General features: G+C 66.3%; 13 protein-coding genes and 3 tRNA genes. 13 read left to right on the forward strand and 3 right to left on the reverse strand.

Translation table 11 applies throughout. From position 1 onward, the window contains the following. The first annotated feature begins 244 nt into the window (after nucleotides 1–244). Nucleotides 245–1,615, forward strand: a complete 1,371-nt coding sequence (locus ACJMKX_RS01740; RefSeq protein WP_405220377.1) for a 3-deoxy-7-phosphoheptulonate synthase class II — start codon at nucleotides 245–247, stop codon at nucleotides 1,613–1,615. Nucleotides 1,616–1,986: 371 nt separating this feature from the next. Here the strand turns inward: ACJMKX_RS01740 and ACJMKX_RS01745 are convergent, their stop codons facing one another. Further along, nucleotides 1,987–2,562, reverse strand: coding sequence for a pseudouridine synthase (locus ACJMKX_RS01745; RefSeq protein WP_405220379.1), 576 nt, complete (start codon nucleotides 2,560–2,562; stop codon nucleotides 1,987–1,989). A gap of 284 nt (nucleotides 2,563–2,846) precedes the next feature. Here ACJMKX_RS01745 and aceB point away from each other — a divergent pair, with 284 nt between their 5' ends. The 11 genes from aceB (at nucleotide 2,847) to ACJMKX_RS01800 (ending at nucleotide 14,547) form a co-directional block, all read left to right on the forward strand. Continuing rightward, nucleotides 2,847–4,418 carry a malate synthase A gene (gene aceB, locus ACJMKX_RS01750; RefSeq protein WP_405220381.1) on the forward strand — a complete coding sequence of 524 codons (1,572 nt, stop codon included), beginning with the start codon at nucleotides 2,847–2,849 and terminating at the stop codon, nucleotides 4,416–4,418. 106 nt (nucleotides 4,419–4,524) lie between these two features. Further along, nucleotides 4,525–5,805 carry an isocitrate lyase gene (gene aceA / locus ACJMKX_RS01755; RefSeq protein WP_405220383.1) on the forward strand — a complete coding sequence of 427 codons (1,281 nt, stop codon included), beginning with the start codon at nucleotides 4,525–4,527 and terminating at the stop codon, nucleotides 5,803–5,805. 88 nt (nucleotides 5,806–5,893) lie between these two features. After that, the gene (gene icd / locus ACJMKX_RS01760) at nucleotides 5,894–7,240 is read left to right on the forward strand and encodes an NADP-dependent isocitrate dehydrogenase (protein ID WP_405220385.1); all 1,347 of its coding nucleotides are present in this window, start codon (nucleotides 5,894–5,896) and stop codon (nucleotides 7,238–7,240) included. Further along, nucleotides 7,240–7,896 (forward strand): uracil-DNA glycosylase, encoded by a 657-nt coding sequence (locus tag ACJMKX_RS01765; RefSeq protein WP_405220387.1) that lies wholly within the window; start codon nucleotides 7,240–7,242, stop codon nucleotides 7,894–7,896. The genes icd and ACJMKX_RS01765 overlap by 1 nt, the downstream gene beginning before the upstream one ends. A gap of 69 nt (nucleotides 7,897–7,965) precedes the next feature. Further along, nucleotides 7,966–9,816 (forward strand): excinuclease ABC subunit UvrC, encoded by a 1,851-nt coding sequence (uvrC, locus tag ACJMKX_RS01770; protein WP_405220389.1) that lies wholly within the window; start codon nucleotides 7,966–7,968, stop codon nucleotides 9,814–9,816. 16 nt (nucleotides 9,817–9,832) lie between these two features. Continuing rightward, nucleotides 9,833–10,393: a CDP-diacylglycerol--glycerol-3-phosphate 3-phosphatidyltransferase gene (gene pgsA / locus ACJMKX_RS01775; RefSeq protein ID WP_405220391.1), complete on the forward strand. Its 561-nt coding sequence runs from the start codon at nucleotides 9,833–9,835 to the stop codon at nucleotides 10,391–10,393. A gap of 58 nt (nucleotides 10,394–10,451) precedes the next feature. Continuing rightward, nucleotides 10,452–10,527 (forward strand) — tRNA-Gly (locus ACJMKX_RS01780). Nucleotides 10,528–10,660: 133 nt separating this feature from the next. Continuing rightward, nucleotides 10,661–12,841: a TonB-dependent receptor gene (locus ACJMKX_RS01785; RefSeq protein WP_405220393.1), complete on the forward strand. Its 2,181-nt coding sequence runs from the start codon at nucleotides 10,661–10,663 to the stop codon at nucleotides 12,839–12,841. A 131-nt stretch (nucleotides 12,842–12,972) separates the two neighbouring features. After that, complete coding sequence (locus ACJMKX_RS01790) at nucleotides 12,973–14,064, forward strand: AI-2E family transporter (RefSeq protein WP_405220395.1); 1,092 nt, start codon at nucleotides 12,973–12,975, stop codon at nucleotides 14,062–14,064. A 111-nt stretch (nucleotides 14,065–14,175) separates the two neighbouring features. Further along, a tRNA-Cys gene (locus ACJMKX_RS01795) sits at nucleotides 14,176–14,249 on the forward strand. A 211-nt stretch (nucleotides 14,250–14,460) separates the two neighbouring features. Continuing rightward, nucleotides 14,461–14,547, forward strand: a tRNA-Leu gene (locus ACJMKX_RS01800). A 75-nt stretch (nucleotides 14,548–14,622) separates the two neighbouring features. On the opposite strand, the gene ACJMKX_RS01805 is transcribed toward ACJMKX_RS01800, so the two are convergent. Next, nucleotides 14,623–15,288, reverse strand: a complete 666-nt coding sequence (locus tag ACJMKX_RS01805) for a YceH family protein (protein ID WP_405220397.1) — start codon at nucleotides 15,286–15,288, stop codon at nucleotides 14,623–14,625. Nucleotides 15,289–15,443: 155 nt separating this feature from the next. Between ACJMKX_RS01805 and ACJMKX_RS01810 the strand changes: the two genes are divergently transcribed. After that, a complete protein-coding gene (locus ACJMKX_RS01810; protein ID WP_405220399.1) occupies nucleotides 15,444–15,923 on the forward strand; it encodes a Crp/Fnr family transcriptional regulator in 480 nt (159 codons plus the stop codon). Here the strand turns inward: ACJMKX_RS01810 and ACJMKX_RS01815 are convergent. After that, entirely contained in the window at nucleotides 15,917–16,411 is a 495-nt protein-coding gene (locus tag ACJMKX_RS01815; RefSeq protein ID WP_405220401.1) for a hypothetical protein, read from the reverse strand. The genes ACJMKX_RS01810 and ACJMKX_RS01815 overlap by 7 nt on opposite strands. Nucleotides 16,412–16,423: the final 12 nt, after the last annotated feature.

Genomic DNA, 16,423 nt, shown 5'->3' on the forward strand with positions numbered 1-16,423 from the left:
CGGCGAGGCCGCGAGCCGGCTTGCTAAAGTTACGAAAGGGATGGGAATCGTTGCGCCGTATTCTCCCATTTGACCGTATGAGCCGCCACTGAGGGTTTCCCCGATGGCGAGCGATGGGAGCCGGCGGCCACACGTTGCGGCGTCATTTCGACCCGGCCGCAGGGAGCGCCGACGATTTCGTACGTAACTTATTCGAATCCCTGAAAGTTTTGCTTTGCAGCAAGGCCCGTGGCATATTGCCGCAATGTCCCGAAGCACCGCACAGACGAACTGGCATCCCACCAGCTGGCAGAGCCGTGAGGCCACCCAGCAGGCGGCCTATCCCGATCGCGACGCACTGGACGACGCCGTCGCCCGGCTGAGCCGGCTGCCGCCGCTGGTCACCTCGTGGGAGGTGGACAACCTCAAGCAGCATATCGCCACCGCCCAGCGCGGAGAGGCGTTCGTGCTGCAGGGCGGCGACTGCGCCGAGACCTTCGACGACTGCAGCTCCGAGAGCATCGTGCAGAAGCTGAAGATCCTGTTGCAGATGTCGCTGGTGATGCTCTACGGCCTGAAGAAGCCGGTGGTGCGGATCGGCCGTATGGCGGGCCAGTACGCGAAGCCCCGTTCCGCCGACACCGAGACCCGCGAGGGCGAGACGCTGCCGAGCTTCCGCGGCGACCTGATCAACCGCAGCCCCTTCACAGCCGGCGACAGGGTCCCCGACCCGGAGCTGATCCTGCGCGGCTACGAGCGGGCGGCGCTCACCCTGAATTTCGTTCGCTCACTGGTGGACGGCGGTTTCGCCGACCTGCATCACCCGGAGAACTGGGATCTGGACTGGGTGGGCCATTCGGCGATGGCTGCCGAGTATCAGCGCATCGCCGATGCCATCTCCCACTCGCTGGACTTCTTCGAGTCGATCGCCGGCCGACCCATCCATCACACCCGGCGTGCGGACATCTACGCCGGGCACGAGGGGCTGCACCTGCACTACGAGCAGGCCCAGACCCGGCTGCGGCGCGACCGCTGGTATGACCTCACCACCCATTTCCCCTGGATCGGCATGCGCACGGCCAACGTGGACGGCGCCCACGTGGAATACTTCCGCGGCGTCACGAATCCGCTCGGCGTGAAGGTGGGCCCCGGTATGACGGCGGAGTGGCTGCAGGAGCTGATCGGCATCCTCAATCCGCACAACGAGCCGGGCCGGCTTACACTGATCCATCGCCTCGGTGCGAAGCAGGTGGAGGAGGGGCTGCCGCCTCTGATCCAGGCGGCCCGCGCCACCGGCAGCCCGGTGCTGTGGGTCTGCGACCCGATGCACGGCAATACGGAGAGCACCTCGGGCGGCTTCAAGACGCGGCGCTTCGACAACATCGTCGCGGAGCTCAAGGCCGCGTTCCGTATCCATCGTGAGATGGGCAGCTATCTCGGCGGCGTCCATCTTGAGCTGACCGGCGCAAACGTCACCGAGTGCATAGGCGGCGCCCGCGGCCTGGCCGAGGCCGATCTGACGCGAGCCTACCGCTCCCAGGTGGATCCCCGGCTGAATTACGAGCAGGCGATGGAGGTGGCGATGCTGATCGCAGGCCTCCGCGACGCCGTGGAATCCCACCGCAAGGCCGGCTAGCACGTAGGAGGGCCTTCAGGCCCGATCCGGGGTTCTGTTAGCGCAGGCCGGCCATCGGGAGGGTAAGCGTGGCGGGGACGCTCATGTGGGAGGGCCTTCAGGCCCGATGAATCGCGGCTGAAGCCGCTCCTATCATTGTCTATTCGCTCCAGTCGGCCCGGACGACCCCCACAGCCCGCCCCAGCCGCTGACGGGCCCGTAGCCGAGAGGCTTGCCACCAGTCAGCAGGTGTCGCTGACTGGCAGATCCTCACGGCCACCGCGAGCACGGCCGTCATGCGGGGGTATGCATCGCCGCGACCTTTTGTCGGGAGCAAGATGGATACCCCCGCAGGGCGGTCAGGAGAGAAGGAATCGGGCCTGAAGGCCCTCCTACCGTTGGAAATTGCGGAGCGTGTGCCAGGCCTCGCGGGTCGGGATCTCGCGATATTCTCCGGGCTGCAGGCGGTGCACGTCCCACGGTCCGATGCGGGTGCGGATGAGACGCAGCACCGGCAGGCCCACCGCCGCGCCCATGCGGCGCACCTGGCGGTTGCGGCCCTCGTCGATGGTGATCCTGAGCCAGGAATCGGGCACGCTCTGCCGGTGGCGGATGGGCGGATCACGCGGCCACAGCCATTCGGGTTCGTCGATCGCGGTCGCGTCCACCGCGCGAGCCGTGCGGCCGCGGATGTCGACGCCGCCGCGCAGGCGGGCGAGAGCCTCCGCCGCGACGAGGCCCTCTATCTGGGCGTAGTAGGTCTTCGGCAGCTTGTGCCGAGGATCGGCTATGGCTGCCTGCAGCCGGCCGTCGTCCGTGAGGGCCAGTAGCCCCTCGCTGTCGTAATCGAGGCGACCTGCCGGGTACACCTCCGGGATATCGACGCAGGCGGCGAGCGTATCGCGGCCGCGGCTGTCGGTGAACGCCGAGAGCACGCGGTAGGGCTTGTTGAGGAGCACGAGTCGCATGCCGCGACCATACCCCGGGCGAGGGGCCGCTAACAGTGGGTTGGAGCGGCTCGGGATCGACCCGGCGGCGGCTGCGGACGGGCTCGAATGAGGCGTTTCGGGGGCTTCCCCGATTGCAGCGGCTGTTGGCGGCCGGTATCATGATGCACCGCAATAAAACCGGACCCGCAGTCATCTGCCGGGGTGCAATTCCCCTGCAAGCGCTTGATTCCTGTGGGCCTGAGTGATCAACCGGACTGGAGTGAGTCATGAGTAACCCCGCGCCTACGGCTCCCGGAGAGGGCATGGAACTGTTGGGAACGATGCACGAGGGATTCGAGGAGATACTCACCCCTGATGCGCTGCAATTCGTCGCCGCCCTGCACCGGGAGTTCACGCCGCGCGTCCATGACCTGCTGAAGGCGCGGGACGAGCGCCAGGCCCGCATCGATGCCGGCGAGATGCCCGATTTCCTCGAGGAGACCCGCGAGATCCGCGAGTCCGAATGGCAGGTGACAGAGGCGCCGGCCGACCTGCAGGACCGCCGGGTCGAGATCACCGGCCCGACCGACCGCAAAATGGTCATCAACGCGCTGAACTCGGGCGCGAAGGTGTTCATGGCCGACTGCGAGGACTCGATGACGCCCAACTGGTACAACGTGGTCCAGGGGCAGATCAACCTGCGCGATGCCGCAAACCGGAGCATCAGCTTCGACGCGCCCAACGGCAAGCACTACGAGCTGGGCGACAAGATCGCCACCCTGATCGTCCGTCCCCGCGGCTGGCACCTGTTCGAGAAGCATCTGAAAGTGGACGGCGAGGAAGTGCCCGGCGCCTTCGTCGACTTCGGGCTGTACCTGTTCCACAACGCGAAGGCACTCAAGAACCAGGGCACCGGGCCGTATTTCTATCTGCCGAAGCTGGAGAGCCACAGGGAAGCCGCGTTGTGGTCCGACGTGTTCCGCTTCGCCGAAAAGGCCGGTGTTGTGGAGGCGGGCACCATCAAGGTCACCGTACTGATCGAGACGATCCTGGCGGCCTTCGAGGTGGACGAGATCCTGTACGCGCTGAAGGATTACATCGTCGGCCAGAATTGCGGGCGCTGGGACTACATCTTCAGCTTCATCAAGAAGTTCCGGAAGTTCCCGGAATTCGTGCTGCCGGACCGCAACGAGGTGGGCATGACCACTCACTTCCTGCGCTCCTATTCACTGCTGGTGATCAAGACCTGCCATCGTCGCGGCGCTTTCGCGATCGGCGGCATGGCGGCCCAGATCCCGATCAAGGACGATCCCGAGGCCAACGAGGAGGCCATTGCCAAGGTGCGCGCCGACAAGGAGCGCGAGGCCACCGACGGTCACGACGGCACCTGGGTGGCCCATCCCGGCCTGGTGCCGATCGCCATGGAGATCTTCGACCGCCACATGCCGCAGCCGAACCAGGTGGACCGCCAGCGCGAGGACGTGGAGGTGACCGCGGCGGACCTGTTGCAGGTGCCCCAGGGGCGCATCACCGAGACCGGTCTCAGGAACAACATCTCCGTCGGTGTGCAGTACATGGCGGCGTGGCTCGGCGGCAACGGCTGCGTGCCCCTGTACAACCTGATGGAGGACGCGGCCACGGCGGAGATCGCCCGCGCCCAGGTCTGGCAGTGGGTGCACCACGAGACCGGCGTGCTCGACGACGGCCGCCCGGTGACCCTGGAATTGTTCGGGACCGTGCTCGCGGAAGAGATGGAGAAGATCCGCGAGGAGGTCGGGGAGGAGGCCTACGCTGCCGGCAACTACGAGAAGGCGGCGCAGCTGATGGACAAGATCACCCGCGAGGAAGATTTCGAAAGCTTCCTGACGCTGGAGGCGTATCGGGAGATCGATTGAACCATCGGACCCCTTGGACATTAGACGAAAGTACCAATGGTCCCGCCGTGACCATCCGGTACCATCCGAAACCCACTAACGGCGTGTCAGCGAGGAGTAGAGAATCATGAGTGTCATGTCAGCCGAGGAGCTTCAGAAATCGTGGGACAGCGACCCGCGGTGGAAAGGCGTAACCCGACCCTACAGTGCAGACGACGTGGTACGGCTGCGCGGCACCGTAGAGGTGGAATACTCCCTCGCGCGCCAGGGCGCGGAGAAGCTGTGGAAATACATCCACGAGAAGGATTTCGTGAATGCGCTCGGCGCACTGACCGGCAACCAGGCCATGCAGCAGGTGAAGGCCGGCCTGAACGCCATCTATTTGTCCGGCTGGCAGGTGGCGGGTGACGCCAACCTGGCCGGCCAGATGTATCCCGACCAGTCGCTGTATCCGGCCGACTCGGTCCCCGCCGTGGTCCGGCGCATCAATAACACGCTGCTGCGGGCCGACCAGATCCATCATGCGGAAGGCGACGACTCCATCGACTGGATGCAGCCCATCGTGGCCGACGCCGAAGCCGGCTTCGGCGGCGTGCTGAACGCCTTCGAGCTGATGAAGGACATGATCGACGCGGGCGCCGCCGGCGTGCACTTCGAGGACCAGCTCTCCTCCGCGAAGAAGTGTGGTCACATGGGCGGCAAGGTACTCGTGCCGACCCAGGAGGCCGTCAGCAAGCTGGCCGCGGCCCGGCTGGCCACCGACGTCTGCAACGTGCCCACCCTGGTGGTGGCCCGGACGGATGCCGACGCCGCCAACCTGCTCACCTCGGACATCGACGAGCGCGACCAGCGCTTCATCACCGGCGAGCGCACCGCCGAGGGCTTCTACCGGGTGAAGCCGGGCCTGGAGCAGGCCATCGACCGGGCGCTGGCCTATGCACCCTTCGCAGACCTGGTGTGGTGCGAGACGTCCACGCCGAGCCTGGAGCAGGCGAAGGCGTTCGCCGAGGCGATGCACAAGGAGTACCCGGACCAGCTTCTGGCCTACAACTGCTCGCCGTCGTTCAACTGGCGCAAGAACCTGGACGACAAGACCATTGCCAAGTTCCAGAAGGAGCTCGCGGCCATGGGCTACAAGTTCCAGTTCATCACGCTGGCCGGTTTCCACGCGCTCAACTACAGCATGTTCACGCTGGCGAAGGGCTACCGGGAGCGCCAGATGGCGGCCTACGTCGAGCTGCAGCAGGCGGAGTTCGACTCGGAGAAGGACGGCTACACCGCCACCCGCCACCAGCGGGAAGTGGGTGCGGGCTACTTCGACGGCGTCACCCAGGCGGTGAGCGCGGAGTCCTCGATCACGGCGCTGACCGGTTCCACCGAGGAGGATCAGTTCGACGAGGCCAGCTGAGCCATCGTTCGAGTATCCTTGTTGGAGTAACCCAGGAACGGCGCCCCTCGCGGGCGCCGTTTTCTTTGCGGATCCAGAGGAACACCCGATGCAGTACGAGAAGATCCAGATCCCTGAGCGCGGCGACGTCATCACCATGAACCGGGACTTCCGGCTGAACGTGCCGGACGAGCCCGTCATCCCCTTCATCGAGGGCGACGGCATCGGCCGGGACGTGACGCCGGTCATGAAGGACGTGGTGGAAGCCGCCGTAAGCCGCGCGTACGGCGGCAAGCGGCGCATCGCCTGGATGGAGGTGTACGCGGGCAAGAAGGCCAGCGAGGTCTACGACAGCGCCAACTTCCTGCCCGAGGAGACGCTGCACGCGCTGCAGAAGTACGTGGTCTCCATCAAGGGGCCCCTGACCACCCCCATCGGCGGCGGCATCCGCTCGCTGAACGTCTCCATCCGCCAGACCCTGGATCTCTACGCCTGCGTGCGGCCCATCCGCTACTTCCCCGGCGTCAGCACGCCGATGAAGGAATCCGACCTGGTGAACATGGTGGTCTTCCGTGAGAACACCGAAGACATTTATGCAGGCATCGAGTACGCAACGGGCTCACAGGAGGTGCAGAAACTGATCAAGTTCCTGCAGGAGGAGCTGGGCGCCACCCAGATCCGCTTCCCGTCGAGTTCGGGCATCGGCATCAAGCCGGTGTCCCGGGAGGGCTCCGAGCGGCTCGTGCGCAAGGCCATCAACTACTGCATCGACAACGATCTTGCTTCGGTGACGCTGGTGCACAAGGGCAACATCATGAAGTTTACCGAGGGCGCCTTCTGCCAGTGGGGTTACGAGGTCGCCCGTGAGGAGTTCGGCGCGGAGCCGAAAGACGGCGGGCCCTGGCACGCGTTCCCGAACCCGCGCACGGGCCACGAGATCATCGTCAAGGACGTGATCGCCGATAACTTCCTGCAGCAGATCCTGCTGCGGCCGGAGGAATACGACGTGATCGCCACGCTGAACCTGAACGGCGACTACATCTCCGATGCGCTGGCGGCCCAGGTGGGCGGCATCGGCATCGCGCCCGGGGGCAACATCGGCGACGGTGTCGGGGTGTTCGAGGCCACCCACGGGACGGCCCCCGGCTTCGCCGGCAAGGACCGGGTAAACCCGGGCTCGCTCATCCTCTCCGCCGAAATGATGCTCCGCTACCTCGGCTGGACCGAGGCGGCCGATCTCATCATCAAGGGCGTGGCGAATACCATCGCTGCCAAGGAGCTGACCTTCGATCTCGCCCGGCTGCGCGAGGCGATCCGCAAACCGAAGCGTCCCGCCGGCAGCCATCCCCACGGCAAGCAGGACGTGGAGCAGGAACTCGATCAGCTCATTCCGGGCGCCACGCTGGTGGGCACGAAGGGTTTCGGCGAGGCCGTCATCCGGCACATGGACGACTGATGGCCGCGCCTCGGACGCCCGTACCGCCGGAGCAGTACGACCCTGACTGCACCCGCTGCCCGCGTCTGGCCGCCCATCTGGTGGCGGTGCGCGAAAAGCACCCGGACTACCATGCCCTGCCGGTGCCGCCGTTCGGCGACCCGGAGGCGAGCCTGCTGATCGTGGGACTCGCCCCCGGCATGCACGGCGCCAACCGGAGCGGGCGACCGTTCACCGGCGACTTCGCCGGCATCCTCCTGTACCAGGCGCTCTACGACGCGGGCTTCGCCAGCCGTCCCGAGTCGGTCTCGGCCGACGACGGGCTGGAGCTCACGGATTGCCGGATCACCAATGCGGTGAAGTGCCTGCCGCCGCAGAACAAGCCGACCACCGCCGAGGTGGACGAGTGCAATCCGTATCTACAGGCGGAACTCGGCACGGTGCGCGAGGGCGGCGTGGTGCTGGCCCTGGGTTCCATCGCCCACCGGGCGGTGCTGAAGGCGTTCGGCATGAAGCAGAACGCGAACGGCTTCGGCCATGCCGCTGAGCACGCGCTGCCGGGCGGCCTGACGCTGCTGGATTCCTACCACTGCAGCCGCTACAACACGCAGACGCGACGTCTGACCGACGAGATGTTCCATGCCGTCATCGGCCGGGCGCGGCAACTCGTCGGCTGAGACGGCACGCGAGCGCCGCGATGCCGCCATCGTCACCCTGGTCGGGCTCCGTCCGTTATCCTAGAGATCATGGACGGAGCCGCCTTCGATCATCGCCGTTTCCTCTCGAACCTGAGCCACCGGCCGGGCGTCTACCGCATGCTGGACGAGGACGGCGTGATCCTCTACGTGGGCAAAGCCAGAGACCTGCGCAAGCGGGTGGGCAGTTATTTCAGCGGCAAGGCCAAGGACGCCAAGACGATGGCGCTGGTGGCCGAGATCCACGACATCGAGGTGACGGTCACCAACACCGAGGCCGAGGCGCTCATCCTGGAGCACAATCTCATCAAGCGGGAGCGCCCCCGCTACAACGTGCTCCTGAAGGACGACAAGAGCTATCCCTGGATCCACGTGACCGACCATGCCTACCCGCGGCTGGCTTTCCACCGGGGGGCGCGCAGCGCCCGGGGCCGCTATTTCGGGCCCTATCCCAGCGCGGGCGCCGTGCGCCGGACCCTCGGCGAGCTGCAGAAGCTGTTTCTGCTGCGCAATTGCACCGACACCTTCTTTGCCAACCGCTCGCGGCCCTGCCTGCAGTATCAGATCCGGCGCTGTTCGGGGCCCTGCGTCGGCCACATCGGCGAGGCGGACTACGCACGGGACGTGCAGAACGCGATCGCGTTTCTGGAAGGCCGCAACCAGGCCGTGATCGACAGTCTGGTGGAGCGCATGGAGGCCGCCGCGGAGGCGCTGGAATTCGAGCGGGCGGCACAGTTCCGCGATCAGATCGCGCGGCTCAAGCGCGTGGACGCCGAGCAGATGGTCTCCCGGGAGAGTGCGACGGACGTGGACGCCGTGGGGCTGGCCCGGCGAGGCAGTATCGTCTGTGTGGCCGTGCTGTTCGTCCGCCACGGCCGGCTGCTGGGCAGCCGTTCGCACTATCCGAAACTGGCACCCGACACGCCCGATGACGAGGTGCTGTCCTCGTTCCTCGGCCAGTATTACCTGGAGTCCGCGCCGCCGCGGGAAATCCTGGTGGAGCAGGCGGTGGAGGATGCCGACCTGCTCGGGGAGGCACTGACCGGGCGGGCAGGCCACCGGGTGGAGATCCGCCACCGGGTGCGCGGCGACCGGGCGCGCTGGCTGCAGATGGCCGCGACCAACGCCCGCCAGGGCGCGGATCTGCGCGCCGCCGGCAATGCCGGGGTGCGCCGGCAGCTGGAGGCGCTGGCCGAGGCGCTGGAGCTGGACGACGTGCCGGAGCGCCTCGAGTGCTTCGACATCTCCCATACCGGCGGCGAGGCCACGGTGGCGTCCTGCGTGGTCTTCGGCCCCGAGGGGCCGATGAAATCCGACTATCGCCGGTTCAACATCCGGGGCACGGCCGCCGGCGACGACTACGCCGCCATGCGTGAGGTGCTCGAGCGCCGCTACAAGCGCGTCAAGCGCGGCGAGGTGCCGTTACCCGACCTCGTGCTGATCGACGGCGGCCGGGGCCAGCGCACCCAGGCGCTGGAGATCCTGGCCGATCTGGATCTCGAGTTCCTGAAGGTGGTGGCGGTGGCCAAGGGCCGGGCGCGCCGGCCGGGCAGCGAGCAGCTCTGGGTGGAGGAGGAGGCCTATCCGCGCACCCTCCCGTCCGGCTCGCCGGCGCTGCTGCTCCTGCAGAACATCCGCGACGAGGCGCACCGTTTCGCCATCACCGGCCACCGGGCGCGCCGCGCGAAGGCCCGCCGCGGCTCGGTGCTGGAGGACATCCCGGGGCTGGGGCCGAAGCGTCGCCGCGACCTCCTGCGACACTTCGGCGGGCTGAAGGGCGTTTCCGCCGCGGGCATGGACGACCTGACCAAGGTGCCCGGCATCAGCCGCGTACTGGCCGAGCGCATTTATACTGTACTCCACGCCGAGCGGGAGACGGCCGGCGAGGCGCAAACGAATTGAAGACAACGGAATTGCCGTGCAACTGAATACCGCGAACACGCTGACCTGGATACGCATCGCCGCCATCCCGCTGTTCGTGGTGCTGTTCTACCTGCCGGGGGAGTGGGGCCGCCCGGCCTCCGCGGTGGTCTTCATGCTCGCGGCCATCACCGATTGGCTCGACGGCTACGTCGCCCGCAAGCTCGGCCAGATCACGCCCTTCGGCGAGTTCCTGGACCCGGTGGCGGACAAGCTCATCGTCGCCGTCGCCCTGGTGCTCCTGGTGCAGATGGATCAGCGTATCTCGCTCGCCCTGGTGGCCGCGATCATCATCGGCCGCGAGATCACCGTGTCCGCCCTGCGGGAGTGGATGGCGGGGCTCGGACAGCGCACGACGGTGGCTGTCTCCATGGTGGGCAAGGTGAAGACCAGCCTGCAGATGATCGGCCTGACTCTCATGGTCTGGCATCTGGATACCGGCGGCCTGCCGGTCTACGACGCGGGGTTCCTGTTCCTGCTGGTGGCGGCGGGCCTGACCCTCTGGTCCATGTATGCCTACCTCAAGGCGGCCTGGCCGGTGCTGAACGCGAATAGCTGACCGCGGTGCCTTGACAGTCCCCCGGGAGTCGCTAGAATTGCGGTCCCTTCGAGACTAGGCGGGAATAGCTCAGTTGGTAGAGCGCAACCTTGCCAAGGTTGAGGTCGCCGGTTCGAGCCCGGTTTCCCGCTCCAGATATTGTCAGGGCCCCGCAACGGGGCCCTGATTCGTTACGGTCGCCGGTTCGCCCCGGGAGCCCGATCTGGTAATCTCCCGTCGCCGGCTCAGCCCGCATCAAGTCACTGACGAATAAAGGACAATTCCAGAATGACTCTGCCCCCCAGGATCGGCGGCACCGCCGCCGTCTGTCTCGTCGCCGCGCTGGCCGCCGGACCGCTGCCCGCACAGGAGGAGCGCGACGCCGCCGGCGCCGAGGCCGCCGCGATCGAGGAGGTGATCGTCACTGCCCGGCGCCGCAGCGAGAACCTGCAGGAGATCGCCGACGCCATCACGGTGTTCGACCAGACGACCATCGAGGATGCGTCCATCCAGCGTATGAACGACGTGGCGGCTCTGACACCCAATCTGCGCTTCTCCGACGACCAGGAAGTGGGCCAGAGCACGATCACCATCCGCGGCGTCACCCAGCAGCGGGGCATCGGCGAGACGCCGCTCGCCTTCGTCGTTGACGGGGTCACCGTAAACAACTCGCTGGTTACCACCCAGGATCTGTTCGACGTGGAGCAGATCGAGGTGCTGCGTGGGCCCCAGGGCGCGCTCTACGGGCGGAACTCGGTCGCGGGTGCCGTGAATATCACCACCCGCGGCCCCACCGAGGATCTCGAGGCCTACGTGGAGACCCGCGTGGGCGAGGGCGACGACTACACCATTCAGGGCGCGGTCTCCGGCCCTCTGTTCTCCGACGCGGTGCGCGGGCGTCTGGCGTTCTACAACAATGATCGCGACGGTCAGCTGCTGAACGAGGGCCTCGGCGAGTACGTGGACTTCAAGGACTCGACGTCGCTGCGCGGGCGCCTGCTGATCGAGCCGGACGAACGGCTGAGCGTGGACCTGCGCTACCAGTATGCCGATCAGGAAGCGGGTTCCGGCTACTTCATGCCGGGCTCGGCGGACACCGAGGAGAACCGGCTGCCGGGCGATCCCTTCCCGTTCCCGCTGAACAACACCACCTACACCATCCAGTCCAATATCCTCGGCGTATCGAGCGTCAGTTTCGACGACTACACCGCCAAGGTGGACTACGGCTTCGACGCGTTCACCCTGACCTCGATCACCGGCTGGCACGACCTGGAATCCCGCAACGACCAGGACCTGGATCAGACGAACCGGGAGTTCCTGAACATCGACGTCGACGACAATCAGAGCCAGTTCAGCCAGGAGTTTCGTCTGGTGTCGACGGCGAAGGAGGGCCTGAGGTGGATCGTCGGCGCCTACTACAGCGACCAGGAGCGCGACCGCACGCTCGCCACCTTCCTGAACGTGGCCGGTTTCCAGAACGGCGGCGACTGGAGCAGCGAGAGCGCCTTCTTCGTGCCCCAGGCGCCGGCCATCCTGAACGAGCAGTACGAGACCCGCGCCGTGTTCGGGCAGGTGAGCACCGACCTCACGGAGCGTCTCGAACTCACCGTAGCCGGACGCTTCGATGACGTCCGGCGGGAGAACGACACCAACAATCCGTTGGCTAACGGTGTCAAGGAATTCAGCGAGTTCCAGCCAAAACTTCAATTGGCTTATGCGCTGACCGGGAACCTGAATCTGTTCGCTACCTATGCCGAGGGCTTCCGGCCCGGCGGCTTCAACACGCTGGCGAACGACCCGGCCGTGCAGTTCGCGCCCTCGTTCGACTCCGAGCACCTGGACAACTACGAACTCGGCCTGAAGTACGCCAGCGCTGACGGCAGCCGGGTGCTGAACATCGCGGCCTTCTACATCGATTACGAGAACCAGCAGTGGTTCCTGTTCGACCCGTTCGGCTCCCAGGCGCTGATCAACGCGGACGAGAGCCGTATCCTCGGCGGCGAGGTGGAGGCGGTGATCCGGCCGCTGGACGGCCTGACGCTGGCGCTGGCCTATGGCTTCGTGGACAGCGAGATCGAAGCCATCGGCGCCGAACCTGGGCTGACCGTGCCGCCGTCGGACGTGATCGGCAACGAAGTGCCGGGGGCACCCGTATACACCCTGAATCTGAGCGGCGAGTATGTCTGGCCGCTCGGGTCGTTGCAGGGCTTCGCCCGGGTCGACGTCGACCGGCGGGGCAAGACCTACTGGAGCATCGACGGCCGGGACGCCGAGGGCGCCTACACCGTCGTCGACCTGCGTCTCGGCTTGCGTGGCGACGCCTGGAGCGTGACCGCATTCGCGGAGAACGCCACGGACGAGGAGTGGATCGAGTACTTCGTCTCCCGCCGCTTCACGAGCCTGCGCACCGACATCGCCTGGCCGAGCCCGCCCCGCATGGTCGGCGTCGAGGCCCGCTATCGTTTCTGAGTGGCCTGCGACACCGCGCATTGCGGCCGCCGGAAGCCCCGGGCACACTAGGCCGACACCAGGCCGGCAGCCCGCCCGATCGGGCAGTTTCGGTGCAGGTCGACACAGAGGACATTGCGGCAGACACGCTTGTGAGTGAACCGCTGGTCAGAGGCCGGACCACGCTGATCAGCGTGGCAGCGGTCATCATCATCATCTTCGCCATGCAGGCGGCGAAGGTGCTGCTCGTGCCGTTCCTGCTGGCCGTGTTCCTGTCGCTGGTGAGCGTCCGCCCGCTGCTTTTCATGCAGCGCCAGCGCATCCCCGGTGTCGTGGCGGTGCTGCTGATCGTCGTCGTGATGATGCTGATCCTCGCGGTGTTCGGCGTGATCGTGGGCACCTCCATCGCGGAGTTCACGGCCGCTCTGCCCACCTACCAGGCCCGCCTGGACGCGATGATGGACGGGTTCCTGAAATTCGTCGCGGCGCGGGTCGACAGCGATCAGCCCATCGAGAGCCTGGGCGACATGATCGATCCCGGCTGGGCCATGGGCATGGCGGCCAATACGCTGAACGCGCTCAGGGACGTCCTCACCAACACGCTACTCATCTTCCTGACGATGACCTTCATCCTGCTGGAGGCCTCCACCTTCCCGGTGAAGATCACGGCCGCCTTCGGTCGCGGCGAAGAGCAAATGGCGGCGTTCCGGGACTTCCTGGTCAACCTCGGGCGCTATCTCGGTATCAAGACGCTGGTCAGCGTGGCCACCGGCGTCTCGGCGTGGCTGCTGACCTGGGCCGTGGGCCTCGACTTCCCGCTGCTCTGGGGGCTGCTCGCCTTCCTGCTGAACTATATCCCGGTGATCGGCTCGATCATCGCCGCCATACCCGCCGTGCTGCTGGCTCTGCTCCAGTTCGGCCTCGGCCCGGCGGTGGGCATCGCCATCGGCTACCTGATCATCAACCTGATTTACGCCAACGTCATCGAGCCGCGGATGATGGGCTACGGCGTCGGCATCTCGCCGCTGGTGGTGCTGCTCTCCATCGTGTTCTGGGGCTGGGTGTTCGGGCCGGTGGGCATGCTGCTCTCGGTGCCGCTCACCATGACGCTGAAGATCGGCCTGGAGGCCAACGACGACACCCGCTGGGTGGCCGTGCTGCTCGGCTCAGGGCGCGACGCCCAGCACGTCATCGAAGAGGAAGAGCCGGCGGAGGGTGTTCACGCGAAGGCAGAGATTTCCTGACATCGGGGGTGCGGACGGAGGTCCTTCTCGGCCCGAGAAACCGGTGCCGGTCCGGGGCCTTGTGTGGTATGGTCCGGGTCCCCGGCGGCGCCGGGGCCGTGGGCAAACGGTGGCTAGGTGGCAGAGTGGTTATGCAGCGGCCTGCAAAGCCGTGTACGCCGGTTCGATTCCGACCCTAGCCTCCACCCACTTCCTTTCCTTCCTCCAGCTGATACCCCCGGGGATTCTTCCGCCCGTTTGCCACCCGTGCCGGGCTCGGCTAGCATGCGCCGAAGCCTGCCGGTGGTAACGGAAGCCGGCCCGGGTGAACGGCTGAACGCCGGCTCCCGGTCTATGCGACGACGTTTCGGGTGCCCAACGGCAGTGCTCCCGGTGAGCCCTTTTTGATGCCGGTGCGCCCGGGTGGCGGAATTGGTAGACGCTGCGGACTTAAAATCCGCTTTCCGTAAGGAAGTGCCGGTTCGAGTCCGGCCCCGGGCACCAAAATCAATAGTTTATAGCTCTTATCTCAAGCGGGTCTTACGTTGGACCAGCTATTGTCGGGGTGCTGTCGGGGTGTCAGCCGTCCCGCCCCTGCCGCTCCAGCCGGGCGAGCCGTTCCACCAGGTCGGCCACCCTTTCTTCCAGTGCCTCTATCCGCTCCATTGTGGCGTCCGCCTGCTTCGTGACCGGCGCGGTCGCCGCCGCGGGTGTGGCCACCTCGGCGACGACGGGCTCGCCGCAGAACAGGTGCGTCCAGCGGATCTCCCGGCGGCCGGGCTCCCGGGGCAGGGCGGTGACGAGCGGACCCTCCTCACGGCCCGCGAGGGACTCGAGGCATTGCTCGACCTCGCCGAGACTGCCGAAAGCGTGCAGGCGGCCGCTGCGCGAGCGCAGTTCGCCGGGTGTCTGGGGTCCGCGCAGGAGCAGCAGGCAGACGATGGCGGTCTCACCGGGCGTGAAGTGCAGATCGCTGAACTCGGTATTGCAGAACCGCTGCTTGAATTTCACCACGCGGCTGCCGAAGCCGCTTCGGTCCAGGACCAGGTGTTTTCGATGCAGCGAATCCAGCGCTTCCTGGACCTCGTTCTCGGTCAGCTTCATGACCGGGTCCCGGTTGCTCTTCTGGTTGCAGGCGTTCGTCAGCGCATTCAGAGACAGCGGATAGTGATCCGGTGTCGTGATCTCTTTCTCCATCAGAGCGCCGATGACGCGGGCCTCGACGGTATCGAACAGGGCTTCCATGGTGGCGGGTTCCTCCCGACGGCCGGTCGCGGTTTACGCGGATAGGCCGTCGGACTGATCTGTGGTTGCATGCCTGTGCGACCGTAAACAGGGCTGCGCAGACGCCGACGCATTACGTATCATCCCCGGGCGCACCGGACAAGCAAGGAAAAAAGATGGAGAACGCCGCCAGACTGATCCTCGACTCATCGCTGGGTGCCGAGCTGACGGACGAGGAAGCCACGACGCTCGCCTCGCTGATGGAGATGCGCAGTCTCGGCGACGGCGAGTATCTCACGAACGAGGGCGCCACCGACGACTCGCTGCACGTGCTGCTGGAGGGCAAGCTCGAGGTCGTGAAGCAGGCCGGCGCGGGCGAGACGGCCACACTGGGCATCCTCCGCGAGGGGGAACAGGCGGGAGAGCTCAGTTTCATCGACGGCGCCCCGCACACGGTGGGGCTGCGTGCGCTCTGCGACAGCCGCGTGTTCAGTCTGAAACGCGACGATTTCGAGGGTCTCGTAGACGAGCATCCGGGGATCGTCTACAAGGTGATGCGCGCCATCGTGCGCTCGGCCCACAAGACCCTCAGCCGGATGAATTACGAGTTCATCGAGCTCAGCAACTACATCTTCAAGCAGCACGGCCGCTACTGAGCGTCGCCAGCGCCGGTTCCGGCGTTTGCCGCCTTGTAGTCGCCGAGTGCCGCCTCGACGCTCTGCGTGAGGATCTGGTCGATATTGCTGAGGCTGTCGATGCCGAAGCTCTCATAGCGGGCCCTGACGTACTGCATCATGTAGATCGGCTGCTCCTGGTAGTTCACGGCGAAGCCCACCCGGGTGACGTAGAGATAGATGTCGGGGTAGTTCGTGGTCTGGGTGCAGTCCACCTCCGCGGTCAGGAACAACTCGCCGGGGGCCCAGCCGGATGCGCGGGGGACGTCGAGGCGGGTGAACGCCGTCTGCACCGCCAGGTCAGCCTCGGTGCGCCGTATCGCGCATTCCTCTCCGACGGATAGCAGCACGTACAGGCCCTGGGGGTTATCGGTTCGCATCCACGGCTGGGGCGCCGCCATCGCGGCTGCCGCCGGCAGGGTGAGAGCCAGCGCGCAGGCGAGGCCGGCGATGCGTTTCGCTGTCGTCATCAGTGTTCCTCC

It is taken from the genome of Lentisalinibacter sediminis (assembly GCF_040706615.1).
Taxonomy (GTDB): domain Bacteria; phylum Pseudomonadota; class Gammaproteobacteria; order Steroidobacterales; family Woeseiaceae; genus Lentisalinibacter; species Lentisalinibacter sediminis.